General features: G+C 70.3%; 22 protein-coding genes and 1 pseudogene. 5 read left to right on the forward strand and 18 right to left on the reverse strand.

Translation table 11 applies throughout. The features are described 5' to 3' along the window. Nucleotides 1-27 precede the first annotated feature (27 nt). Nucleotides 28-2,007: a gamma-glutamyltransferase family protein gene (locus ON26_RS16570; protein WP_157171924.1), complete on the forward strand. Its 1,980-nt coding sequence runs from the start codon at nucleotides 28-30 to the stop codon at nucleotides 2,005-2,007. Between the two features lie 23 nt (nucleotides 2,008-2,030). Here the strand turns inward: ON26_RS16570 and ON26_RS16575 are convergent, their stop codons facing one another. From ON26_RS16575 to ON26_RS16590, 4 genes are all read right to left on the reverse strand, one after another. Beyond that, complete coding sequence (locus ON26_RS16575; protein ID WP_040797102.1) at nucleotides 2,031-2,489, reverse strand: PH domain-containing protein; 459 nt, start codon at nucleotides 2,487-2,489, stop codon at nucleotides 2,031-2,033. Then, nucleotides 2,486-2,965 carry a 6,7-dimethyl-8-ribityllumazine synthase gene (ribH, locus tag ON26_RS16580; protein WP_040797058.1) on the reverse strand — a complete coding sequence of 160 codons (480 nt, stop codon included), beginning with the start codon at nucleotides 2,963-2,965 and terminating at the stop codon, nucleotides 2,486-2,488. The genes ON26_RS16575 and ribH overlap by 4 nt, the downstream gene beginning before the upstream one ends. Nucleotides 2,966-2,993: 28 nt before the next feature. After that, a complete protein-coding gene (locus ON26_RS16585) occupies nucleotides 2,994-4,238 on the reverse strand; it encodes a bifunctional 3,4-dihydroxy-2-butanone-4-phosphate synthase/GTP cyclohydrolase II (protein ID WP_040797059.1) in 1,245 nt (414 codons plus the stop codon). A gap of 168 nt (nucleotides 4,239-4,406) precedes the next feature. Then, entirely contained in the window at nucleotides 4,407-5,033 is a 627-nt protein-coding gene (locus ON26_RS16590) for a riboflavin synthase (RefSeq protein ID WP_040797060.1), read from the reverse strand. A 328-nt stretch (nucleotides 5,034-5,361) separates the two neighbouring features. Here ON26_RS16590 and ON26_RS16595 point away from each other — a divergent pair, with 328 nt between their 5' ends. Beyond that, the gene (locus tag ON26_RS16595; RefSeq protein WP_040797061.1) at nucleotides 5,362-5,841 is read left to right on the forward strand and encodes a hypothetical protein; all 480 of its coding nucleotides are present in this window, start codon (nucleotides 5,362-5,364) and stop codon (nucleotides 5,839-5,841) included. Nucleotides 5,842-5,846: 5 nt separating this feature from the next. On the opposite strand, the gene rpe is transcribed toward ON26_RS16595, so the two are convergent. Further along, nucleotides 5,847-6,500, reverse strand: a complete 654-nt coding sequence (gene rpe, locus ON26_RS16600; protein ID WP_040797062.1) for a ribulose-phosphate 3-epimerase — start codon at nucleotides 6,498-6,500, stop codon at nucleotides 5,847-5,849. Nucleotides 6,501-6,598: 98 nt separating this feature from the next. Here rpe and ON26_RS16605 point away from each other — a divergent pair, with 98 nt between their 5' ends. Then, the gene (locus ON26_RS16605; protein ID WP_051027159.1) at nucleotides 6,599-7,021 is read left to right on the forward strand and encodes an ATP-binding protein; all 423 of its coding nucleotides are present in this window, start codon (nucleotides 6,599-6,601) and stop codon (nucleotides 7,019-7,021) included. 113 nt (nucleotides 7,022-7,134) lie between these two features. Then, nucleotides 7,135-7,956 carry an RNA polymerase sigma factor SigF gene (locus tag ON26_RS16610; RefSeq protein ID WP_157171925.1) on the forward strand — a complete coding sequence of 274 codons (822 nt, stop codon included), beginning with the start codon at nucleotides 7,135-7,137 and terminating at the stop codon, nucleotides 7,954-7,956. Here the strand turns inward: ON26_RS16610 and ON26_RS16615 are convergent. Next, complete coding sequence (locus ON26_RS16615) at nucleotides 7,953-8,312, reverse strand: MmcQ/YjbR family DNA-binding protein (protein ID WP_040797064.1); 360 nt, start codon at nucleotides 8,310-8,312, stop codon at nucleotides 7,953-7,955. The genes ON26_RS16610 and ON26_RS16615 overlap by 4 nt on opposite strands. Before the next feature lie 261 nt (nucleotides 8,313-8,573). Further along, nucleotides 8,574-9,905 (reverse strand): annotated as a pseudogene (locus tag ON26_RS34055) (RsmB/NOP family class I SAM-dependent RNA methyltransferase); the annotation flags it as partial. Between the two features lie 531 nt (nucleotides 9,906-10,436). On the opposite strand from ON26_RS34055, the gene ON26_RS34215 reads away from it, so the two are divergent. Beyond that, the gene (locus tag ON26_RS34215; protein ID WP_218000592.1) at nucleotides 10,437-10,613 is read left to right on the forward strand and encodes a hypothetical protein; all 177 of its coding nucleotides are present in this window, start codon (nucleotides 10,437-10,439) and stop codon (nucleotides 10,611-10,613) included. 236 nt (nucleotides 10,614-10,849) lie between these two features. Here the strand turns inward: ON26_RS34215 and fmt are convergent, their stop codons facing one another. The 11 genes from fmt to pyrF form a co-directional block, all read right to left on the reverse strand. Next, nucleotides 10,850-11,773 carry a methionyl-tRNA formyltransferase gene (gene fmt / locus ON26_RS16625; protein ID WP_040797066.1) on the reverse strand — a complete coding sequence of 308 codons (924 nt, stop codon included), beginning with the start codon at nucleotides 11,771-11,773 and terminating at the stop codon, nucleotides 10,850-10,852. Beyond that, nucleotides 11,773-12,330: a peptide deformylase gene (def, locus tag ON26_RS16630; protein ID WP_040797067.1), complete on the reverse strand. Its 558-nt coding sequence runs from the start codon at nucleotides 12,328-12,330 to the stop codon at nucleotides 11,773-11,775. Before def ends, fmt begins: the two co-directional genes overlap by 1 nt. Before the next feature lie 85 nt (nucleotides 12,331-12,415). Beyond that, entirely contained in the window at nucleotides 12,416-13,414 is a 999-nt protein-coding gene (locus ON26_RS16635; protein WP_085999028.1) for an esterase/lipase family protein, read from the reverse strand. Nucleotides 13,415-13,473: 59 nt separating this feature from the next. Then, the gene (locus tag ON26_RS16640) at nucleotides 13,474-14,112 is read right to left on the reverse strand and encodes a PadR family transcriptional regulator (RefSeq protein WP_040797104.1); all 639 of its coding nucleotides are present in this window, start codon (nucleotides 14,110-14,112) and stop codon (nucleotides 13,474-13,476) included. Between the two features lie 462 nt (nucleotides 14,113-14,574). Then, nucleotides 14,575-16,695 carry a primosomal protein N' gene (locus ON26_RS16645; RefSeq protein ID WP_505769994.1) on the reverse strand — a complete coding sequence of 707 codons (2,121 nt, stop codon included), beginning with the start codon at nucleotides 16,693-16,695 and terminating at the stop codon, nucleotides 14,575-14,577. 123 nt (nucleotides 16,696-16,818) lie between these two features. After that, nucleotides 16,819-18,030 (reverse strand): methionine adenosyltransferase, encoded by a 1,212-nt coding sequence (gene metK, locus ON26_RS16650; protein WP_040797070.1) that lies wholly within the window; start codon nucleotides 18,028-18,030, stop codon nucleotides 16,819-16,821. Nucleotides 18,031-18,275: 245 nt separating this feature from the next. Continuing rightward, nucleotides 18,276-19,502, reverse strand: a complete 1,227-nt coding sequence (gene coaBC / locus ON26_RS16655; protein WP_040797071.1) for a bifunctional phosphopantothenoylcysteine decarboxylase/phosphopantothenate--cysteine ligase CoaBC — start codon at nucleotides 19,500-19,502, stop codon at nucleotides 18,276-18,278. Between the two features lie 64 nt (nucleotides 19,503-19,566). Then, nucleotides 19,567-19,842, reverse strand: coding sequence for a DNA-directed RNA polymerase subunit omega (rpoZ, locus tag ON26_RS16660; protein WP_040797072.1), 276 nt, complete (start codon nucleotides 19,840-19,842; stop codon nucleotides 19,567-19,569). A 102-nt stretch (nucleotides 19,843-19,944) separates the two neighbouring features. Then, entirely contained in the window at nucleotides 19,945-20,526 is a 582-nt protein-coding gene (gmk, locus tag ON26_RS16665) for a guanylate kinase (RefSeq protein ID WP_040797073.1), read from the reverse strand. Nucleotides 20,527-20,533: 7 nt separating this feature from the next. Next, a complete protein-coding gene (gene mihF, locus ON26_RS16670; RefSeq protein WP_011210150.1) occupies nucleotides 20,534-20,854 on the reverse strand; it encodes an integration host factor, actinobacterial type in 321 nt (106 codons plus the stop codon). Between the two features lie 574 nt (nucleotides 20,855-21,428). Continuing rightward, on the reverse strand, nucleotides 21,429-22,253 hold the full coding sequence (gene pyrF / locus ON26_RS16675) for an orotidine-5'-phosphate decarboxylase (protein ID WP_040797074.1): 825 nt from the start codon (nucleotides 22,251-22,253) through the stop codon (nucleotides 21,429-21,431). Between the last annotated feature and the right edge of the window lie 23 nt (nucleotides 22,254-22,276).

Raw genomic sequence — 22,276 nt, forward strand, 5'->3', positions numbered from 1 at the left:
GCTGGTGATCGGGGTTACTTTCTTGTGATGGTGGCGCGCAGGGGACGAATCGGGAGCGCAGTGGCCGCGGCCGCGCTGCTCGCGCTCGCTTCGGTGACCGGATGTACGACCTCGACGCGAGAGGACGCGGGGCCCACCGTGAACGCCTGCGCCGTGGCAGGCGACGAGACAGCGAGCACCGCGACGCCGCGCGGCGCGCCGCAGTCGCAGGGCACCTCCGCGCCACGCGATCTCAGCCTGAATCCCGAGATCGCCTCCGGCTACCGCAGCGGGATGACGCCGGTCTCCACCCGGACCTACGCGGTGTCCACCGCCAACCCGATCGCCACCGAGGCGGCTTGCGCCGTGCTGGCCGACGGCGGCACCGCGGCCGACGCGCTGGTCACCGCTCAGCTCGTGCTCGGCCTGGTGGAGCCACAGGCGTCCGGCATCGGTGGTGGCGCGTTCCTGCTCTACTACGATGCCGCGTCCGGCGCCGTCGAGGCCTACGACGGCCGCGAGACCGCACCCGCCGCCGCGACCGAGAACTATCTGCGCTGGATCAGCGACACCGATCGCACCGAGCCGAAGCCCGACGCCCGCGCCAGCGGACGGTCCATCGGCGTCCCCGGCGCGCTGCGCATGCTCGAGCTGGCCCACCGCGAGCACGGAAAGACCGAGTGGCGGGAGCTGTTCGATCCGGCGATCGCCCTGGCCGACCGGGGCTTCGCCATCAGTCCCCGGCTGGCCGACCAGATCGCGGACTCCGCAACCGAACTCGCCCTCGACGAGAACGCGCGAGCATATTTCCTGCAAACGGACAGCACACCCAAGACCGCGGGCACCGTGCTCACCAATCCGGCACTGGCGAAGACCATGAGCACGCTCGCGACCGACGGCGCGGACGCCTTCTACACCGGGGCCATCGCCGAGGACATCGTGGCCGCAGCGGATTCGGCCACCGGCGGCCGCACCCCTTCGCTGCTGACCACCGCCGACCTCGCCGGCTACGAACCGGTGAAACGCACCGCGTTGTGCGACGGCTACCGCGGGTACGAGGTGTGCGGCATGCCCGCCCCCTCCTCCGGCGGCAGCACGGTCGCCGCGACACTGGGCATCCTGGAGAACTTCGACCTCGCCGCGCTGGCCCCGGAGAGCACCGACCTCGACGGCGGCAGGCCGCGCGCCGAAGCGGTGCATCTGATCGCCGAAGCCGAGCGGCTGGCCTACGCCGACCGCAACAAGTACGTCGCCGATCCGGAATTCGTTCCGCTGCCCGGCGGTTCGCCGGAGGCCATGATCGCGCCGGACTACCTGCGCGAGCGCTCCGCCCTGATCGATCCGGGCCGCAGCATGGGCCAGGCACAGCCGGGCGATCTCGGTCCGGTCCCGCTCGGGCTCGGACCGCAGCAGCCCGAACACGGCACCAGCCACATCAGCGTGGTCGACCGCTACGGCAATGCCGCCGCGATGACCACCACCGTCGAATCGGCCTTCGGCTCTTTCCACATGGTCGACGGCTTCCTGCTCAACAACCAGCTCACCGACTTCGCCGCCGAGCCGGCCGCACCCGACGGGACGCCGGTGGCCAATCGCCTCGAGCCGGGCAAGCGGCCGCGCAGTTCGATGGCCCCGACCCTGGTGTTCGACCGAGACGCCGGCGGCCGGCGCGGCGCCCTCGCCTATGTGACGGGATCACCGGGTGGCGCGGTCATCATCCAGTTCGTCGTGAAAACGCTGGTCGGCGTGCTGGATTGGGGCCTCGACCCGCAGCAGGCCGTCTCGGCGGTGTCCTTCGGTGCGGGCAACAGCCCGGTCACCGGCGTCGGCGGCGAGCACCCGGCGATCGACACAACCGACGACGGCGCGCACGATCCACTGGTACGGCGGCTGCGCGAACTGGGCCACGAGGTGTCGGTGGCGCCGCAGAGCAGCGGCCTCAGCGTGCTACGCCGCGACGGCGACGAGGGGTGGACCGGCGGCGCGGACCCGCGCCGGGAGGGCGTGGTGCTCGGCGACACCCGTTGAGCGGGCCCACGACGCGGGCGGGCCTACTTCTTGTCGGCTTCGGTGTACCGCGCGCCCAGCGCGCGCAGGCGTTCGAGTGCCTGCGCGGCGTGCTCCTTGTCGTTGGCGCGGATGGCCAGCAGTGGCACGTAGTCGTCGTCGACGAGTTCCAGGCGCGCCCACGACTTGCGGTCGGGGAAGCTCACGCCACGAACCTGATCCCAGCCGAACAGGGTCTCCCCCAGCACGCCGCGCACTTCGACGCCGCGAGCGCCCGCGCGCAGCCGCGGCCGGGTCAGCAGCAGCACACCACCGGCGATGAGCACGCCGATCGCCACCATCGCGATCTGATCGACCACCCGGAAGTTGACCCCGGTCGAGCCGCTCTGCAGGAACAATCCGCCGATGGTGAACACCGCGAGGACGAGCACCGCCACGATCCACGCGGTGCGGACCGAACGCCGCGGCCGGACCTCCAGCTCCCAGTCCGCCACGGCGATCAGCCCTCGGCGCGCAGCGCGCGCAGGGTCAACGCGGCGTCCAGCGCCGCCGCGCACGCCTGCTCGCCTTTGTCCTCCGCCGAGCCGGGCAGCCCGGCCCGGTCCAGCGCTTCGTCCTCGGTGTTCGTGGTGAGCACGCCGTTGGCCACCGGGGTGGACTCGTCCAGCGAGACCCTGGTCAGCCCGGCCGTCACCGCGTCGCAGACGTACTCGAAATGCGGTGTGCCGCCGCGGATCACCACACCGAGGGCGACCACCGCGTCGTGCGTGCGAGCCAGCTGCTGGGCCACCACGGGCAGCTCCATCGCGCCCGCGCAACGCACCACCCGTACGTGCTGCACGCCCGCTTCCTTCGCCACCCGCTCGGCATTGGCGACCAACGTGTCGCAGATCTGCGTGTGCCAGCGCGAGGCGACGATGGCCAGGCGCAGGTCCTTCGCATCGGACAGTTCGAAAGTGGGGACGCCGGCGCCGCTCATCTACGCATACCTTTCCCGCGACCGCCGCTCACTGCGCGGTCTCTCCCAGATCCAGATCGTCGAGACCGACCAGGTCATGGCCCATCCGGTCGCGCTTGGTGCGCAGGTAGCGCAGGTTCTCGGCATTGGCGCGCAACGGCATCTGCACCCGGTCGGTAATGGTGAGGCCGTAGCCGTCCAGGCCGACGCGCTTGGCCGGATTGTTGGTCAGCAGCCGCATGGAGCGGATACCGAGATCCACCAGGATCTGCGCGCCGGTGCCGTAGTCGCGCGCGTCGGCGGGCAGCCCGAGATCCAGATTGGCGTCGACGGTGTCGCGGCCGGAATCCTGCAGCTGGTAGGCCTGCAGCTTGTGCATCAGGCCGATGCCGCGACCTTCGTGCCCGCGCATGTAGAGCACGACGCCGCGCCCCTCGGCATCCACCATTTCCAAGGCGGCGTCGAGCTGGGGACCGCAGTCGCAGCGCAGCGAGCCGAACACATCGCCGGTGAGGCACTCGGAGTGCACGCGCACCAGCACGTCCTCGCCGTCACCGATATCCCCGCGCACCAGGGCGACGTGTTCGACATCGTCGTAGAGGCTGGTGTAGCCGACCGCGGTGAACGAGCCGTGCGCGGTGGGGATCCGCGCCTCGGCGACCCGCACCACCTGCTTCTCGTGCTTGCGCCGCCAGGAGATCATGTCCGCGATGGAGATCAGCGCCAGGTCGTGGTCGTCGGCGAAGACGCGCAACTCCTCGGTGCGCGCCATGTGGCCCTCGTCCTTCTGGCTGACGATCTCGCAGATCACCCCCGCCGGACGCAGACCGGCCATCCGCGCCAGGTCCACGGCGGCCTCGGTGTGGCCGGGCCTGCGCAGCACGCCGCCCTCCTTGGCGCGCAGCGGGACGACGTGACCGGGGCGGGTCAGGTCGTCGGCCTTCGCGTCGGCCGAGGCGAGCAGGCGCATGGTGGTGGCGCGGTCCGCGGCGGAGATGCCGGTGCTGATGCCCTCGCGCGCGTCCACCGACACCGTGTAGGCGGTGCCGTGCTTGTCCTGGTTCGTGGCGTACATCGGCGGCAGGCCCAACCGGTCGCAGTCGTCGCCGACCAGCGGCACACAGATGTAACCGGAGGTGTATCGGATCATGAAGGCGACGAGCTCGGGGGTCGCCTTCTCCGCCGCGAAGATGAGATCACCCTCGTTCTCGCGGTCCTCGTCGTCGACGACGACAACCGCCTTACCGGCGGCGATGTCGGCGACTGCGCGCTCGATGGTGTCGAACCTGGTCACGTCTGCTGCGCTCCATCTATGAATAGGTCTTGAACAGTATCGCCGCTGCCTCCCCCGCCTCGCCTCGCGGCCCCTGCCACGACGCGAGCTCGGCAGGGGGACATCGGCTTTACCGTTCGGAAAATCGCGGGGACGAGCCGGTCGTCCCGCGAAGCGGGATCGGAACGGTCAGCCCCGCTGCTGGAGGCGCTCGACGTACTTGGCGATCACGTCGACCTCCAGGTTCACCCGGGTGCCGACGGCCGCGGTGCCGAGGTTGGTCATGGCGAGTGTGGTCGGGATCAGCGAGATCTCGAACCAGTCGTGATTGCCGTCGGCGGCGGGGGTGTCCTCGCGGCCGAGGCCGGAGACGGTCAGCGAGACGCCGTCGACGGTGATCGATCCCTTCTCCACCACATATCGGGCGATGGCGTCGGGCAGCGAGACCCGCACCACCTCCCAGTTCTCCGAAGGCGTACGGGCGAGCACGGTGCCGGTGCCGTCCACGTGCCCCTGGACCAGGTGGCCGCCGAGACGGCTGTCGAGCGCGGCCGCGCGCTCGAGGTTCACCCGGGACCCCTCGGTCAGCCCGCCGATGCTGGACCGGTCGAGGGTCTCCTGCATCACGTCCACGGTGAAGGAATCGCCGTCGATCGCCTGATCGACGACGGTCAGGCAGACACCGTTGACCGCGATGGAGTCGCCGTGGCCGGCATCGGAGGTCACGAGCTTGCCCCGAATCGTGAGCCGGGCGGCGTCGGCAAGCCGTTCGACCGCGACGACCTCACCCAGTTCCTCGACGATGCCTGTGAACATCCCTGACTCCTTGTCCGTCCTGATACCAGCCGGAACAGCGCGTCTTCGGACGCTATTCCCGGCACCGGTTCCCGGCTCAGCCTAACGACGCACCTTTCCGGCAATGGCGACGCCGTGCCACTCCGTGGAATAAACCGGCCGTTCGGCAGGAAAAAAACAGGGCGAAAGGTCTCTTTACCGTATTCCTTGCGGCCCGGTCCAGCGCGGATGCAGAATCGTTATCGAGTCGATTTCATCGTCAATTCCTGCTTCACGATCACCACGCACGGCCGTCCGCCCACCTCGCCGCGCCGCGGCGAACCACCTCGTCATCGGACCGGAGAACGGAATGAGCACCCTATCGGACACCTCGACGACGCTCGCCACGCGTCGCGACCGCTACCGGCGCGAGCACGATCTGCGCGCCGAGGTCGACGATCGCGCCCATCACATCGTGCTGCCGATCGGCGGCGACTATCGCGCCGTGACCATGCCCGCCGAACTCGGCGAACAGGTGCGCGACCGACTCGCGAGCAGCGGGATCGCCGCACCGGTCATCGAACACCGGCGTTCGCGGCGCTGGACTTTCCTCACCGCGTCCACCGGCGCCGGTTCGCTCGGGACCGTGGCTTCCGCACATCTGTTCCGCATGTTCGCGACGGTGGCCTCGACCGGCAGCGATGTCGTACTGCCTTCGTCGGAGGACGAACGCACCGGCTGCCGGACCTGGGTCGAACCGCCGGCCGAACCCGCCGCACTGCCCGCGCTGGCCACGGTCGTCGACGCCACCCTGGCACTCGGACAGCCGGGGCCGCGGCGCTCCCGATGAGCGGTTCAGCCGCGCGCGGCCGCGGCCTGCCTGCGCAGTTTCTCGACGGTGGCGCCGGGATCGTCGGTGTTGTACACGGCCGAGCCCGCGACGAAGCAGTCGATGCCCGCCGCGGCCGCCTGCTCGATGGTGTCGGCGTTGATGCCGCCGTCGATCTCCACCACCAGCCGCAGTTCACCGGAGTCGACCAGCCTGCGCACCGCGCGCGCCTTGTCGAGCACGTGCGGAATGAAGGACTGACCACCGAAGCCGGGTTCGACGCTCATCACCAGCAGCGTGTCGAAATCCTTCAGGATCTCCAGATACGGCTCGATCGGAGTGTTCGGCTTCACCGACAGCCCGGCCTTCGCGCCCGCCGCCCGGATATCGCGTGCCACCGCGACCGGATCGTCGGTGGCCTCGGCGTGGAAGGTGACGTTGTACGCGCCGGCTTCGGCATAGGGCGGCGCCCAGCGTGCCGGGTCCTCGATCATGAGGTGGCAGTCCAGCGGGATGTCGGTGGCCTTCAGCAGGCTCTGCACCACCGGCAGACCCAGTGTGAGATTCGGCACGAAGTGGGCGTCCATCACGTCGACGTGCAGCCAGTCCGCACCCTCGACCCGGCGGGCTTCGTCGGCCAGATGCGCGAAGTCGGCGGACAGGATGGACGGTGCGATCATCGGCTCGGCAGGCCGGGAATACGTGGACACAAGGCGCGAGTGTAGGCGAATGGACCTGATCCGATTGGCAGGGGGCGGGAATGGGTAGCCTGGGCAGGGTGATCAACATTTCGGCGGAGCAGGGGCTGTTCAGTACCCCGGTGGAGATTCGGGTGGCCGCATCGGTCACACAGTTGCCCATTGTGCGCGGGCTCGCCGAAACACTGGTCCTGCTCAGCGATTTCACTCTGGACGAGGTGGCCGACATCCGCCTGGCGGTCGACGAGGTCTGCTCTACGCTGATCGCGGTCGCCGCGCCCGGCAGCAATCTGGATTGCTGGTTCAGCATCGGGGATCGCGAGTTACTGGTGCGCGTCACCGGTCTCGCCTCGACCGAAGGTCTTCCCGATCAGCACAGCTTCGGCTGGCACGTGCTGCGCACCCTCACCGATTCGGTGGAGGTGACACAGGATTCGCACGACCCGGCACTCTCCGGATATCCGACGACGGTCACCTTCCGTCGGGTCCGGGGGAAAGCGTAGTGGTCGCCGCTGAACACGCCTCCGGCCCGAAGCACGACTCCATCCCCACTTCCGACACCGACGGCGCGGACCACCCGATCGCCGACATCGACGACGCGGTCGATCCGCGGGCCGTGGTCGACACCGACCACGAAGCCGACGCCGAAGACGACGCCGAGACGGTCGCGGAGGCCGGTTCGGCAGGCGGCTACGACGATCTCATCGAGTTGTTCGAGCGCCTCGCCGCGGCCGAAGCCGGTACGCCGCAACACATCGCCGTGCGGGAGGAACTGATCAGCCGGTGCGTTCCGCTGGCCGATCACATCGCCCGCAAGTTCAGCGGCCGCGGTGAGCCCTTCGACGACCTCACCCAGGTGGCACGGGTCGGGCTGGTGCACGCCGTGGACCGTTTCGATCCGGCGCGCGGCTCCAACTTCCTGTCCTTCGCGGTGCCGACCATCATGGGCGAGGTCCGGCGCTACTTCCGCGACCACACCTGGGCCATGCGGGTGCCGCGCCGGGTCAAAGAGACGCATTTGCGCATCGGCGCCGCCATCGACACCCTTTCGCAATCGCTGGGCCGCTCCCCCACAGCCAAGGAGATCGCGGCCGAACTCGGGGTCGACCCCGACGAGGTCACCCAAGCCGTCATCGCAGGCAACGCCTACCAGCCCAGTTCCATCGACGCCGCCTCGCTCGGCCGCGAATCCGACGCCTCGCTGCTGGACACCCTCGGCGAGGAGGAGGCCCAGTTCGAGCGGGTCGAGGAGTACGTGGCGATCCGCCCGCTGCTGGCGGGCCTGCCCGAACGCGAGCGCCGCATTCTGACCATGCGGTTCTTCGAGTCGATGACCCAGACCCAGATCGCCAAGCAGATGGGCATCTCGCAGATGCATGTCTCGCGCATCCTGGCCAAGACCCTCGCCCGACTGCGGGAACTGTCCGCCCGGGACTAGCGCCCTGCCTCCTCGGCGCTTTCCCGGCTACGCCGGACCCGGGCCGGCGCGCACTGCCACCACGCCGCGTCGAGCAGTTCGGCCAGCCGACCGGCATCGATGCGGTCGAGGTCGACGAGGACGCAGGGGTGGCCGTCGTAGTGCGGTGTCGTATAGAAGGCCGGGTCACCAGAAGCCAGCAGGGCGTCCTTCTCCACCATCGGGCAGCGCAGCATCAGCCCGCCCTCGGCTTCCACCCGCAACCGCGCCAATCCCTTGCCCGCCACCTTCAGCGCCGGGCTGCGCCACCAGGTCGACTCCTCGACCTCGGGTAAGCCGGTTGCCATCGTCACCACGTCGTGCCAGGTCAGAGCCATCAGACCAGTGTGCCGGTGGGCTGTCGGCCCGGCTTGGACGAACGGAACCACCGCGCGGGGTCGTGCGCACGGAGTACCCGGCGGGTACCAGCCGCCGAGTGCCCCGCCGATCGTGGCTTGCCCACACCGCCGGGTGGATTCGCGCACCGCGACGACAGCGGCACCGGCGATGCCTCGACCGGAGGGCGGCACGCACCGCCGCGCCTGCTCGCCCCCGAAACGACAGCGCCCCGGCCTGGTCGACCAGGGCGCCGAAATCCGTCAGCTCGGTTTGCGCAGTGCCGCCAGGAACATGGCATCGGTGCCGTGCCGGTGCGGCCACAGCTGCGCGGAGGGACCGTCCCCGACATCGGTGACGCCCGGCAGCAGCTCGCGGGTGTCGAGTTGCGCGGCGTCGGTGCGGCGGACGAAGTCGGCGACCACCGACACCGTCTCCGACAGGTGCGGCGAGCACGTCGAGTACACGACCACCCCACCGGGACGAAGCAATTCCCAGGCGGCGGTCAACAATTCCCGTTGCAGCCGGACGAGATCGCGGACATCGTCGGGGCTGCGCCGCCAGCGCGCCTCCGGCCTGCGACGCAGTGCGCCGAGACCGGTGCAGGGGGCGTCGACCAGGATGCGGTCGTACCCCGGGGTCAGGCCGCTGTCACGGCCGTCGGCGACGTGCACGCGCACGGGCAGGTCCGCGGTGGACTTGCGGACGAGTTCGGCACGGTGCTCGGCGGGCTCGACGGCGTCGACTTCGAAGCCGTCGATCGCGGCCAGCGCGCCCAGCAACGCGGCCTTGCCACCGGGGCCGGCGCACAGGTCGAGCCAGCGACCACCGTCCGGACCGTCCAGCGGTGCGCGGGTCAGCGCGAGCGCCACCAGCTGGCTGCCTTCGTCCTGTACCGCGGCCATGCCTGCACGTACCGGCTCGAGCTGGGCGGGGTCGCCGCCGTCGAGGTACACCGCGTAGGGCGACCAGCGGCCTTCCTCGCCTCCGGTCACCAGCGCCAGTTCCTCAGCGGTGATGTCGCCGGGTCGCGCCACCAGGTGCACGATCGGGCGTTCGTCGTCGGCGGCCAGCAGGTCCGCCAGCTCGGTGGCACGGGCGCCGAGCGCGTCGGCGAACGCCTGGGCGATCCACACCGGGTGCGCGAACTCGAAGGCCAGCTTGCCGACCGGGTCCGCGGGCGCCAGTTCCTCGACCCACTCCTCCGCCGACCGCTGCGCCGCCTTGCGCAGCACCGCGTTCACGAAACCCGATTTGCCCATGCCGAACTCGGCCCGCGCCAGCCCGACCGAGGTGTCCACCGCCGCGTGCGCGCCGATCCTGGTGCGAAGCAATTGGTAGACGCCCAGCCGCAGCACGTCCAGCAGCGGTCCGTCGATCTCCTCGATCGGCCTGCCCGCGCAGTGTGCGATCACCGCGTCCAACAGTCCCTGCGATCGGCAGGCGCCATAGGTCAGCTCGGTCGCCAACGCGGCGTCCCTGCCCTCGATCCTGCGTTCCCTGAGCAGCCCGGGCAGCACGAGATTGGCGTAGGCGTCACGCTCACGCACCGCGCGCAGCACCTCGAGCGCGACCTCGCGCGGTCCGTCGACACCGCTGCGGCTCGTGCGCCCGGCGTGCTTTCCACCGGACTTCGGGCCCGCCCCCTTCCTGCCCGACTGCGCTGCGGAAGAGCGCGAATCACGTTGCGCGCCTTGCTGCCCCGCGTCGTCGCGCCGACCGGCAGCGCTGTGCCGTCCAGCGTCGCCGTGCCCGCCGGCGCCGCTGCCCTGACCCGCGCCGCTGCGCCGACCGGACTCGCCGTGCCGTTCCCCCTCACCCGGCCGACCGTGGGCGCGCCCGCGTTTTCCGCTGGGCTCGCCGGGCCCGCCGCGGTCCGCCGCACCCGACCGGTTCGGCTCCCACCCACGAGTGCCCGACCCGCCCCCTTCCGATCGACGGCCCTCGGCAGGCCTGCCGCCCCGGCCCGCCGGCCGGTCGTCCCACCGGCGTCCCTCACCGGCAGCGCCCCGAGCGGTCCGGCCCGGTTCCGGCGCGCGACCCGAATCGGATCGACGGCTCTCGGCGGGCTTGCCGCCGCGGGCCTCCCACCGACGGCCCTCGGACGAATCACCGCGCGCGGAACCGTGCCGATCACGACCGGCGTCGAACGAACCCCCGCGATCCCGGCGTTCACCCCGAGCGCCCACGGAGCTGCCGCCGGACCCGCGGGAATTCCCACCCGCCCGATCGTCGCCGTCGCCGGTCCGTCGTCGCGCGGCACGATCCTCGCCGCGCCCGCGTCCGGGTCCGGCGTCACGTGACTCCCGGGAACCCCCGGGCCGTCCGCCGCCGGAACCCGCTGCACGGCCGGTGCTTTCACCACGATCGCGGTAGCGCCGCTCCTCCGGATCCCCCTGCTCGGGGCGATTCGGGTTACGTCCTTCCTTGCGCGCCTCCTGGTCGCGCGCGGCCCGGCGAGCCCAGCCGCCGTCCACGTCGCGGTCGGCGATCTTCTTCCCGCGCGGATCGTCGCGATCGGGGCGTCCGTGTGCGGGGCTCACTCGACCACCGCGCCCGGCTCGAGGCGCGCGCCGCGGGCCCAGTCGAGGGCGGGCATCATCTTCTTGCCCGGCGGCTGCACCGTGCCCAGCCGCAGAGCGGTGGTGGCCGTGCCGACGAACACGCCGGACTTGCGCACTTCGATGACCCGTTCGGGCAGCTCCTCCTGCACCATCTCCACCGGCCCGAGCTTGATCCGGTGGCCGGCGACCAGGGTCCACGCGCCGGGAGCGGGCGTGACCGAACGAATCCTGCGGTCGATGGCGAGCGCGGGCTGATCCCAGCGCACGCGCGCGTCCTCGGACGTCACCTTTGGCGCGTAGGACAGGCCTTCGGCCGGCTGCGGCACGGCGTGCAACGTCGCGTCCTCGATGCCGTCCATGGTGGTCTCGAGCAGGTGCGCGCCGGTTTCGGCGAGCCTGCCGAGCAGGTCGCCCGCTGTGTCGCTCGCGTCGATCTTCTCGGTGATCACGCCGTAGACCGGTCCGCTGTCGAGGCCCTTCTCGATCTGGAAGGTACTCGCTCCGGTGATCTCGTCACCGGCGTTGATCGCGGCCTGTACGGGCGCCGCCCCGCGCCAGGCAGGCAGCAGGGAGAAATGCAGATTGACCCAGCCGTAGCGCGGAATGTCCAGGGCGGCCTGTGGCAAGAGCGCACCGTAGGCGACCACCGGACAGCAGTCGGGCGCCAGTTCCGTGAGGCTGTCCAGGAATTCGGGATCCGAGGGCTTGGCGGGGGTGAGCACCGGGATGCCGTGTTCGTCGGCGAGCGCGCCGATCGGCGACCTGGTCACCTTGCGACCGCGGCCTGCGACGGCGTCGGGACGGGTCACCACGGCGACCACCTCGTGTCGGGGCGAGGCGATCAGCCTGCGCAGCGACGGGACAGCCGGATCGGGCGTGCCCGCGAAGACCAGGCGCATCAGCGGGTCCGCCCGAACGGTCCGGCCTGCCCGGCACCGTGGCTGTCGCGCACGGTGATTCCTGCCTCGAACCAATCGGATTCGCGGATCGCGCGCATCGCTTCCTTTCGTGCGGCGGGGTCGAGCCGGTCGATGAACAGCACCCCGTCGAGATGGTCGGTTTCGTGCTGGACGCAGCGGGCGAGCAGCTCCTCGGCGTCGAAAGCGACGGGCTCGCCGTGGTAGTCGACACCGGACACCCGGACCCGCAGCGCGCGACGGGTGTCGTAGCGCAGGCCGGGAATCGACAGGCAGCCCTCGGGGCCGACCTGTTCTTCGTCGCCGATCACCGTATAGGTCGGGTTGACCAGATGCCCCGACGCGTCGCCGGTATCGTAGACGAACACGCGCAGGCCGACGCCGATCTGTGGTGCGGCCATTCCGACGCCGCCGTCGTCGTGCATGGTGTCGACGAGGTCGGTGACGAGCCTGCGCAACTCCCGATCGAACTCGGTGACCTCCGACGCACGCGCGCGCAGGATGGGATCGCCGAACAGGCGAACGGGCTGGATGGTCACAATAGCTCCCGGCAGAACGACGGATACGGTCGATTCATTCTAGTGACCGGTGCCGAGCGCCCCCGGGGCGCGTGAGCCGACGGGCTCAGGAGTTGCCCGCGATGATCACTTCCGGAATGCCGGTGCCCAGCGCGACCGGCACGCAGACCGGTTCGGGCGCGTGGCCGGGATCGAGCACGGTGAGCAACAGATCCCGCACATACGGGTCGTAGACCATGTGGAAGTGACCGGTGAGGTTCTGTGGGCAGAGGTCCTGCAGAACGATATTGCGCGCGCCCTCGCCACGCAGCGCGATGTTGTCGAACGGCTGGATCATCTCGTCGACGCGGCTGCCGATGGTCACGTACTCGACTCCGGGCACCGTGTCACCGCCCTCGTTCAGCGCGAGCATGGTCGGCGATCCCTGCGCCTGCTGCACCGCGGCCAGCGAGGTGACCATGGCGAAGGCGTCGAGCGCGCCGGGCACCGCCTGCGCGATGGGCACCAGTCCGTACATCACACCGCCGTAGGTGGGCGAGGCCAGCCCGACCCAGCGCCCGACCTTCGCGGCCCCGCCCAGTTTGTTGACGTAGTAGCGGGTCACATTGGCGCCCTGGGAGAAGCCGACGAGATCTACCTGTTGCGCGCCGGTTTCGGCGAGGACACGATCGACGAACTCGCCGACCTGATGGGCGCTGGCCCGAAGATCCTCGGTGCCGTAGGTATCGGCTCCCGGGGCGCCGCCGTAGTTCGGGGCGAAGACGCAGAATCCGGCGGCCGCCAGTCCGGGTCCGATCGCCGACCAGTCGGAGTAGGCGGAGGAGTCGGTGCCGTGCGCGAGCACCACCGGCCTGGGGTGCGCGGCGTCGGGTCGGCAGCCGAAATCGTTGGTACCCGAAGGGGTTACGCTCCCATGCTGCTTCTGATATATGGCTGCGCCGAGATGATCGGACTGGACCGGGCCCGGGTGAACCGGAACTTCGGCAGGCTCGCCTGATGCGGCAGCCGTGGCGATGAAGACCGCCACGGCTGTGAAAAGGCCGACTGCCGTGGCGCGCACTGCTTGTGGCACTCCCCGGCCCGACCCATGGACCAGTTGTTGCATATCCCAATGATCCCCCGAATGCGTTGCCCCACGCATTTCGAAGAGGTATCAGCAACGTCTCACGATTGGGGGTTGTCGTCCTCGGCGAGGATGCGGTAGAGCGACTTCCGCGCTTCGTTGAGCACGTCGGCGGCCTTGGCCGCCTGTTCCGGGGTGCCGACCGCGGCGACCTGGGCGACAGCGCCCATCAGCTGACCGACCAGCGCGCGCAGGTCGATCGCCTGGGCGCCCACGTCGCTCTTCACATCTGCCCACGGGTCGCCCAGTTCGTCCTTGTGCTCGGCGACGTAGGCGGCGCCTTCCTCGGTCAGCTCGGCGGTCTTGCGGCCGGCGACCTTGTCGATGATCACCAGGCCCTCGTCCTCGAGCTGGGAGAGCGCGGGGTAGATCGAACCGGGGCTGGGACGCCAGATGTCGTCGCTGCGCTCCCGGATCTGCTGAATGAGCTCGTAGCCGTGCATGGGCCGCTCGGTGAGCAGCAACAGGACGGCCGCGCGGACGTCGCCGCGCCGGCCGCGTCCGCCCCGACCCCGGCCGCGTCCGACGTGTGGACCGAAACCGGGACCGAAGCCGGGACCCGTCCCGAAGTCGGGACCGAAGCCGTGCCGGGGTCCACGCCGGTGGGCGCGTCGATCGAACTCCCTCGGACCCCGACGGGATCCGTGCGGGTGACGGTGGTTCTCGTGGATGTTCTCCATGTTTTCAGCCTCCTCGGGCTTATCGTTTCTTACGTTGTCGACGATATATCGACAATGCATCCAAGGCAAGGGGTTTGTGATGGTGTTCCACGACTCACCGGCCCGAATCCCGAGGAGATCAGCGGCGAACAGGGAGTCGACCGCGTCGAAGGCGTGCGGCATGTCCTCCGAGCCGTCCTCGATGAGGGGCAGGCACAACCCGACTCGCCGACATCGACAGCATCGTCCGGAGCCGGACGCCTCGGTGCGATGGCGGCGGTACATCGCCGCGGGTCGGGAACGGCAGGCCGGCGATCGGAGCCGGACCGTCAGGACCTTCCGCGAGGGCGTGCCGCCCGGGCGTCGGGGGTGGCCGGCGAAGGGGCGGGATCGAGTTCGGCGATGGCGCATCCGGCTTCGGGTGCGCCGGCCGATCGGCGATCGGCTGGGAAGAGCCCCCTGCGACCGACCGAGGCGGGTCGATCAGCCGATGTCGACGGGATCGATCTGGACCCGCAGTGGCGCGTCCGATCGATGTGTACTGCGCACCGCCTGCGCCGCAACGAGCGCCCGAGCCAACGCACCGCCACCCCGGCGATCGACCCTCAGCAGGATTCGCTCGACCTCGGCCTCGGAATCGCCGGAGAACGGTGTCCGAGCCCCCGGCGGCAACGGCACCGGCCCCAGCACCTCGACCCCGGCGGGCAGGGTCGCGGCGGCGAGCAACTCGGCGATGGCCTCGGACGCGCCGTCGACCGCGGCCAGGCGCACCGCGGGCGGGAATCCCACCTCGGTTCGTGCGTCCACCTCGGACCTGGCGTGCCCGATCGGGTCCCAGCGCACCAGTGCCTGCACCGTCGGCAGTGCCGGTTCGGCCATGACAAGCACCTGTCCGTGCGCACGCACCAGGGCGGCGGCGTTCAACCAGCGGCGCAGTGCGTCCTCGGCGGCCCGCAGGTCCGCGCGGCCGAGCAGTGCCCACCCGTCCAGCAGCAGCGCGACTCCGTAACCGCCGCGCACCACCGGCTCCGCGCCGACCGTCGCCACCACCACCTGCGGGCCGGGCTCGACCGTGTCCAGCATCGCCCCTGCGCTGGACCCGCGGATCGGCACACCGGGAAAGGCCCGGCCGAGCTCTTCGGCGGTCCGCGTCGCGCCGATGACCACGGCCCGCAACGCCCGCGCGGCACAGACCGGGCAACGATAGGCGGTCTCGGAGATGCCGCACCAGCGGCAGGCCGGACTGTGCGCCACGCCGCCCGGCCCGCCTTCGGGGAGGGCGAGCGGACCGTTGCAGCGCCTGCACCGCGCCGGAGTGCGGCATTTTCCGCAGGCCAGCGCGGGCACGTAGCCGCGCCTCGGCACCTGCACCAGCACCGCCGCCCCCTCTTTCAGCGCCGCGCGGGCAGCGGCGAAGGCCGCACCGGGAATCCGGACCGCACGGGCGATCGGATCACGCTCGAGCGCGATATCGCTGTCGCCCGGCGCGCTGATCCGCGGCGCGGCCTTGCGCAGCACCGCGCGATCCGCGATCAAGTCGTGCGCCCACCCGCTGTCGACGGCGGCCTGTATCTCGGCTGTGCGCGCGAAGCCCGCGGCCACGAAGGCCGCACCCGTCTCGTGCGCGCGCAGCATCGCCACCTCCCGCGCGTGCGGGTAGGGCGCTCGCGGCTCGGCGTAGGTGTCGTCCCCGTCGTCCCAGATCGCCAGCAAGCCGAGATCGGCGACCGGCGCGAACACCGCACTGCGGGTACCGACCACCAGTCGCGCCTGCCCGCGCAACGCCGACAGCCAGCGCCGATATCGCGCGGCGGGCCCCAGCCCCGCCGACAGGCCGACCGCCCGGTCCCCCACCAGCGCTTCGCATTCCACGAGCACTCGATCGAGATCGCGCTGATCCGGGACCATGACGATCGCCCCGCGGCCCGCCAGCACCACCGTCGCCGCGAGCTCGGCGAGCCTGCGCGCCCAGTCCTCCCCCGGCAATGCCTGCCACGCGGCCCGCACGCCCCTGCCATCGGCCAGCGCACCGACGAAGGATTCCCCGTGCACATAGCGCGCCCAGGGGGCGCGATCCACCGCCCGCGACGCCGGCGGAGCGGACCCGCCACCTTCCGCTTCCGCCGGCGATCCCGATTCCGAGTTCGCCTCGACTGCACCGTCTTTCGCGGCCGGATCCGAGGTCGATCCCGGCACCGGCGCCGAATCCGCTTCCTGCCCGGCCTTTTCTGGAGCAGAATCGGTGTCCTTCGCCTTCTTCGTCCCGCCGGTCTCCGTGCGCGCGTGCCGGGGCGGGACGGCCAGGCGCAGGACATCCGCGCGGGTGCCCGCGTACCGGGCCGCGACAGCGGTTGCCAGACGCAGGATTTCGGGCGTGAGCACCTGTTCGCCGGAGACGACGCGCTCCAGCGCGATCAGTTTGCCCGTGTGCTCACTGCGCTCCAGTCGTTCGAGTAGGTAGCCGTCGACCAGACGGCCCGCGAAGCGAACGCGCACCCGCACTCCCGGGCGCGCGAGTTCGTCGAACTCGGCGGGGACCAGATAGTCGAAATCGCGGTCCAAGTGCGCGGGCGTGAGCAGCGGCAGCACCCGCGCGATCGGCAGGGTTGCGGCCGGACTTCTCGGCTTCGCCCGGCGGGCCGCAGACGCAGCCGCCCCCGCGGACTTCTCGTCCGCGGGGGCAGCTGGTTCACCGGCGGTGGGTCGGCTCACGCGGACCCGGACGACCTAGAGACCGACAGCCGCGCGCAGCTTGTCGGCGCGGTCGGTGTGCTCCCAAGGCAGGTCGACATCGGTACGGCCGAAGTGTCCGTAGGCCGCGGTCGGCGCGTAGATCGGGCGCAGCAGGTCCAGATCGCGGATGATCGCGCCCGGACGCAGGTCGAACACCTCGGTGATGGCGGTCGAGATGCGCGCCGGATCGACCTTCTCGGTGCCGAAGGTCTCCACGAACAGGCCGACCGGGGCAGCCTTGCCGATGGCGTAGGCGACCTGCACCTCGACGCGCTCGGCCAGATCGGCCGCGACCACGTTCTTGGCGACCCAGCGCATGGCGTAGGCGGCGGACCGGTCCACCTTCGACGGGTCCTTCCCGGAGAAGGCACCGCCGCCGTGGCGGGCCATGCCGCCGTAGGTGTCGACGATGATCTTGCGGCCGGTCAGGCCCGCGTCACCCATCGGTCCGCCGAGGACGAACTTGCCGGTCGGGTTGACCAGCAGCCGGATGTCGGAGACGTCCAGGGTGGGCAGGTCCAGGTCGGCGAGCACCGCGTCGAGGACCTTCTCCCGGATATCCGGGGCGAGCAGGTTGTCCAAGTCGATGTCGGCGGCGTGCTGGGTCGAGACGACGACGGTGTCCAGCCGGACCGGGCGGGCGCCGTCGTACTCGATGGTGACCTGGGTCTTGCCGTCTGGACGCAGGTAGGGCAGCACGCCGGTCTTGCGGACCTCGGTGAGCTTGCGCGAAAGGCGGTGCGCCAGCGCGATCGGCAGCGGCATCAGCTCGGGCGTGTCGCGGGTGGCGTAGCCGAACATCAGGCCCTGGTCGCCGGCGCCCTGCTTGGCGATCTCGTCGTCGGTGCCGCCGACACGCGCCTCGTGCGAGGTGTCCACGCCCTGGGCGATGTCGGGCGACTGCGCGCCGATCGCGATGTTGACACCGCAGGAATTGCCGTCGAAGCCCTTGGCCGAGGAGTCGTAGCCGATGTCGAGGACCTTCTCGCGGACGATGCGCGGGATGTCGGCATAGGCCGAGGTCGTGACCTCACCTGCCACATGCACCTGGCCGGTGGTCACGAGGGTTTCGACCGCGACCCGGCTGTGCGGATCCTCGGCGAGCAACGCGTCGAGGATGGAATCGCTGATCGCGTCACAGATCTTGTCCGGATGACCCTCGGTCACGGACTCACTGGTGAATAGGCGGCTGCCAGTCGTGCGCACAGTTATTCCCTCTCCCTGACGGGTTAGTCGTATCGAATCGCGACAGCGACAGTACGTCACGTCACTGCCGAGTGGCCGTTCCCCTGCAGACTATTCCAGATCCTGGACCTCGGTGGTCACGGTAACGCCGGGTTCGCCGACTATTCGTCTACCCGCGAACATCAGGGCCGACACCTCGCAATCGCTGCGGCGACGAGCGGCCGAACCCGCACCGGGCACAAGATCTTTCGCTGTGCGGCGGCGGCTCAGGAGTGCAGCAGCGGCACCAGCGCGTCGAGCACCCGGCTGGCCAGCAAGGCCTTCGACCCGTGGTCGAGCGCCTGTTCGGCGCCGTCCGCGCCGAGCAGCCAGCCGTCGTTGGTGTCCACCTCGAACGCCTTGCCCTCGCCCACGGCGTTGACCACGAGCAGATCGCAGCCTTTACGGGCGAGTTTGGCGCGTGCGTGGGTGAGCACGTCGCCGTCCTCGTCGCCGGTCTCGGCGGCGAAGCCGACGATCGCGGTGCCGGGCAGCTGCCCGTCGCGGCGGGACTGCACCAGACCGGCGAGGATGTCGTCGTTCTTGGTCAGCGGAATGACGTCGGGTTCACCGGCGCCCTTCTTGATCTTCACGGCGGCCACGTTCGTAGGCCGGAAATCGGCGACCGCCGCCGCCATGATCACCGCGTCGGCGCCCACCGCGTGCTTGTCCACGGCGGTCTTGAGCTGATCGGCGGTGGTGATGTGCACCAGCTCGACCGCGGCGGGCGCGGCCATCTCGATGGTGTTGCCCGCGATGAGGGTGACCTGCGCGCCGCGCTGGGCGGCCACCCGGGCCAGGGCGTAGCCCTGCTTGCCGGAGCTGCGGTTGCCCAGGAAACGCACCGGGTCCAGCGGCTCGCGGGTACCGCCCGCGGTGATCACGATGCGCTTGCCGACCAGGTCGCGCGGCACGGCGTCCTGGCGTTCCTGCAGCAGCGAGGCCAGACCGAAGATCTCCTCCGGCTCGGGCAGCCGGCCGGGGCCGGTGTCGGTGCCGGTGAGCCGGCCCGAGGCCGGTTCCATGACCACGGCGCCGTGCGCGCGCAGGGTGGCGACGTTCGCCTGGGTGGCCGGGTGCTCCCACATCTCGGTGTGCATCGCGGGCGCGAACAGCACCGGACATCGGGCGGTGAGCAGAGTGGCGGTGAGCAGGTCGTCGGCGCGGCCGTGTGCGGCGCGGGCCATCAGGTCCGCGGTCGCGGGGGCGATGACGACGAGATCGGCCTCCTGGCCGAGCCGCACGTGCGGCACCTCGGGAACGTCGGTGAACACATCGGTGTGCACCGGGTTCCCGGACAGTGCCTCGAAAGTGGCCTTGCCGACGAACTGCAGGGCCGACTCGGTGGGGATCACCCGGACCTGATGACCGGTCTCGGTGAACCGCCGGATCAACGCGCAGGCCTTGTAGGCGGCGATCCCGCCGCCGACGCCGACGACGATGCGTGTGCTCACTACGCCTCCGTGTTCTAGCTGATCTCGACGTGCCGACCGAACCGGACGGCTACCGAGGGTGGAGTCACTCGCCTTCGGTGTGCTCGAGCAGGTCGGCGTGGATCTCGCGCAAGGCGACCGAGAGCGGCTTCTCCTGCAGACCCGGCTCGACCAGCGGGCCGACGTACTCGAGGATGCCGTCGCCGAGCTGGTTGTAGTAGTCGTTGATCTGACGCGCCCGCTTGGCCGCGTAGATGACCAGCGCGTACTTCGACGACGTGCGCTCGAGCAGCTCGTCGATCGGAGGGTTGGTCAGACCGATCGGGGTGTCGTACGCGGGCACGGTCTTGGTGTCGCTCACTGGGGAGGCTCCTGCGGTCGTGTGTGACGGGTGTGTCATGCGAGACGATCGAGCCGGCGGCCGGACACGGCATTCGCCGGTCCGCGCCGCCCGCTCCGGGCACTATCTCGAATTCGTGCTGATGAACAACGATACCAACTGCTCACAGGCGTCGGTCACGTCGTCGTTCACGATGATGTTGTCGAACTCGTCACAGGCAGCCAGTTCGACCTTGGCGGTTGCGAGCCTGCGTTCGATCACCTCGGGCGTTTCGGTGCCGCGAGAGGTGAGCCGGGAAACGAGTTCTTCCCAGCTCGGCGGAGCCAGGAAGACCAGCCGCGCCTCCGGCATGACCGCGCGTACCGAACGCGCGCCCTCGAGATCGACCTCGAGCAGAACGTTCTTACCTTCGGCCAGCGCTTCGCGCACCGGCCCGGCCGGGGTTCCCGACCGCTGGAGCCCACCGTGGATCTCTGCCCATTCGAGCAGTTCGCCTGCTTCGATCATGGCGTCGAACTCGGCCCGGGTGACGAACCGGTAGTCCCGGCCGTCGACCTCCCCGGGCCGGGGGGCCCGGGTCGTCGCCGACACACTGAAGACCAGTCCGGGCAGGCGCTCCCGCACGCACCGCACGACCGTCGACTTACCGACGGCCGAGGGGCCGACCAGAACTACCAGTCGACCCTTCCGCGTGTGTTCGACCACCTCGATGTCAGGCGTCGAAGTCGAATCGGGCCAGCAGCGCCTTGCGCTGCCGATCGCCGAGCCCGCGCAGACGGCGGGTGGGGGCGATTTCCAGTTCGCTCATGATCTCGGCAGCCTTGACCTTGCCGACCTTGGGCAGGGCCTCGAGCAGAGCCGACACCTTCATCTTGCCGAGGATCTCGTCGGTTTCGGCATCGGCGAGCACGCTCTTCAGGTCGGTGCCGCCACGCTTCAAGCGCTCCTTGAGCTCTGCCCGAGCGCGGCGAGCGGCAGCCGCCTTCTCCAGAGCAGCGGCGCGCTGCTCGTCAGTCAGCTGGGGAAGGGCCACGGTTCCTCCGTCTCATCGTTCATTGCTAATCAAGCCGTCGAAGAGCCGACGGCTCCAGCGACCGTACCCACGACGTCCGCCGATTGCGAACCCACCCCCCAGGTCAGCGCATGATTCCGTATGCCGTAAGGGCGAACGGCGCGGGATGCGCGCCGCGCTCCGGCTATAGCCGTGATCGTACTCCGGAAATCCACGAAAACGCCTCGACCTGCGATTTTCCGGTTCACGGCCGAGTTAGCCGACAGATAGCGGGAGCGGCCGATCACCGCCCGGCAAACTTCCCCCTCCGACCAGGAACTTTCTGGATTCCGCCCGCGTGTCGCGCATTTCTTGCGCGTGTCGCATCGAACACATGTGTCATGGCGACCCGATACGCGACGAGGCCCCGAGCGGGTGACCTGCTCGGGGCCTCGTCGGAACTCTTCGCGGCGAACGCCCTGCCGCGCTCCTGCCGCGAACAAGGCCGCGGGGGTTGTCGGAGGGTCGCTCCGGCACCGAAACCGCTACAGGAACGCTTCCAGCGGGCAGTACGGACGCCAGGTACCCATACCGGGGCAGCGCCAAACCTCCCGTATCACTTTCGGAGGAAAGCGAATTCGGCCTGCAGCGCATCCACCCTGGCGCGCAGGGCGGAGACCGAGGGCCCCTCGCGCAGGACTTCGCGCGAGACGTTGGGCACCACGGCCCGCAGCATCTCCTCGGGAACCAGCTCACGCACCGACTCCGGCCCACCGCCCTGAGCACCGACGCCGGGCATCAGGACCGGCCCGTTGAGCGCGGACAGATCGGGCGCGGCGGCCAGGGTGGCGCCGACGACGACGCCGAGCGAGCCGAACTCCGCTCCCGCGTTTCGGGCCGCCGCTTCGTCGACCATCGTCTGTGCCACGCTGCGCCCGTCGGCCGCGACGGCGGTCTGCACCTGCGCCCCCTCCGGATTGGAGGTGGCCGCCAGCACGAACACCCCGCGACCATGCTTCTCCGCCAGCTCCAGCGCCGGGGCGAGGGAGCCGAACCCGAGGTACGGCGACACCGTGACGGCATCCGAACCGAGCGGTCCGTCCGCCAGCCAGGTCCGCGCGTAGGCGTCCATCGTGGACCCGATGTCACCGCGCTTGGCGTCGGCGAGCACGAGGGTGCCCGATCCGCGCAGCACCTCCACGGCGCGTTCGAGCACCGCGATGCCCACCGAGCCGTAGGCCTCGAAGAACGCGACCTGCGGCTTGACCAGCGCCACCGTGCCGTCGAAGGCCTCGACACAGATCTCGGCGAACCGTTCGAGCCCTTCGGCGTCCTCGCTCAGGCCCCACTCCCGTAACAGGTGCGGGTGCGGATCGATCCCGACGCACAGCGGGCCGAATCGGTCCATCGCATCCCGTAATCGGATGCCGAAGCTGCTCACCGAATTCCTCCCAGCATGGTCTG

The organism is Nocardia higoensis NBRC 100133, assembly GCF_000308595.1.
Lineage (GTDB): Bacteria > Actinomycetota > Actinomycetes > Mycobacteriales > Mycobacteriaceae > Nocardia > Nocardia higoensis.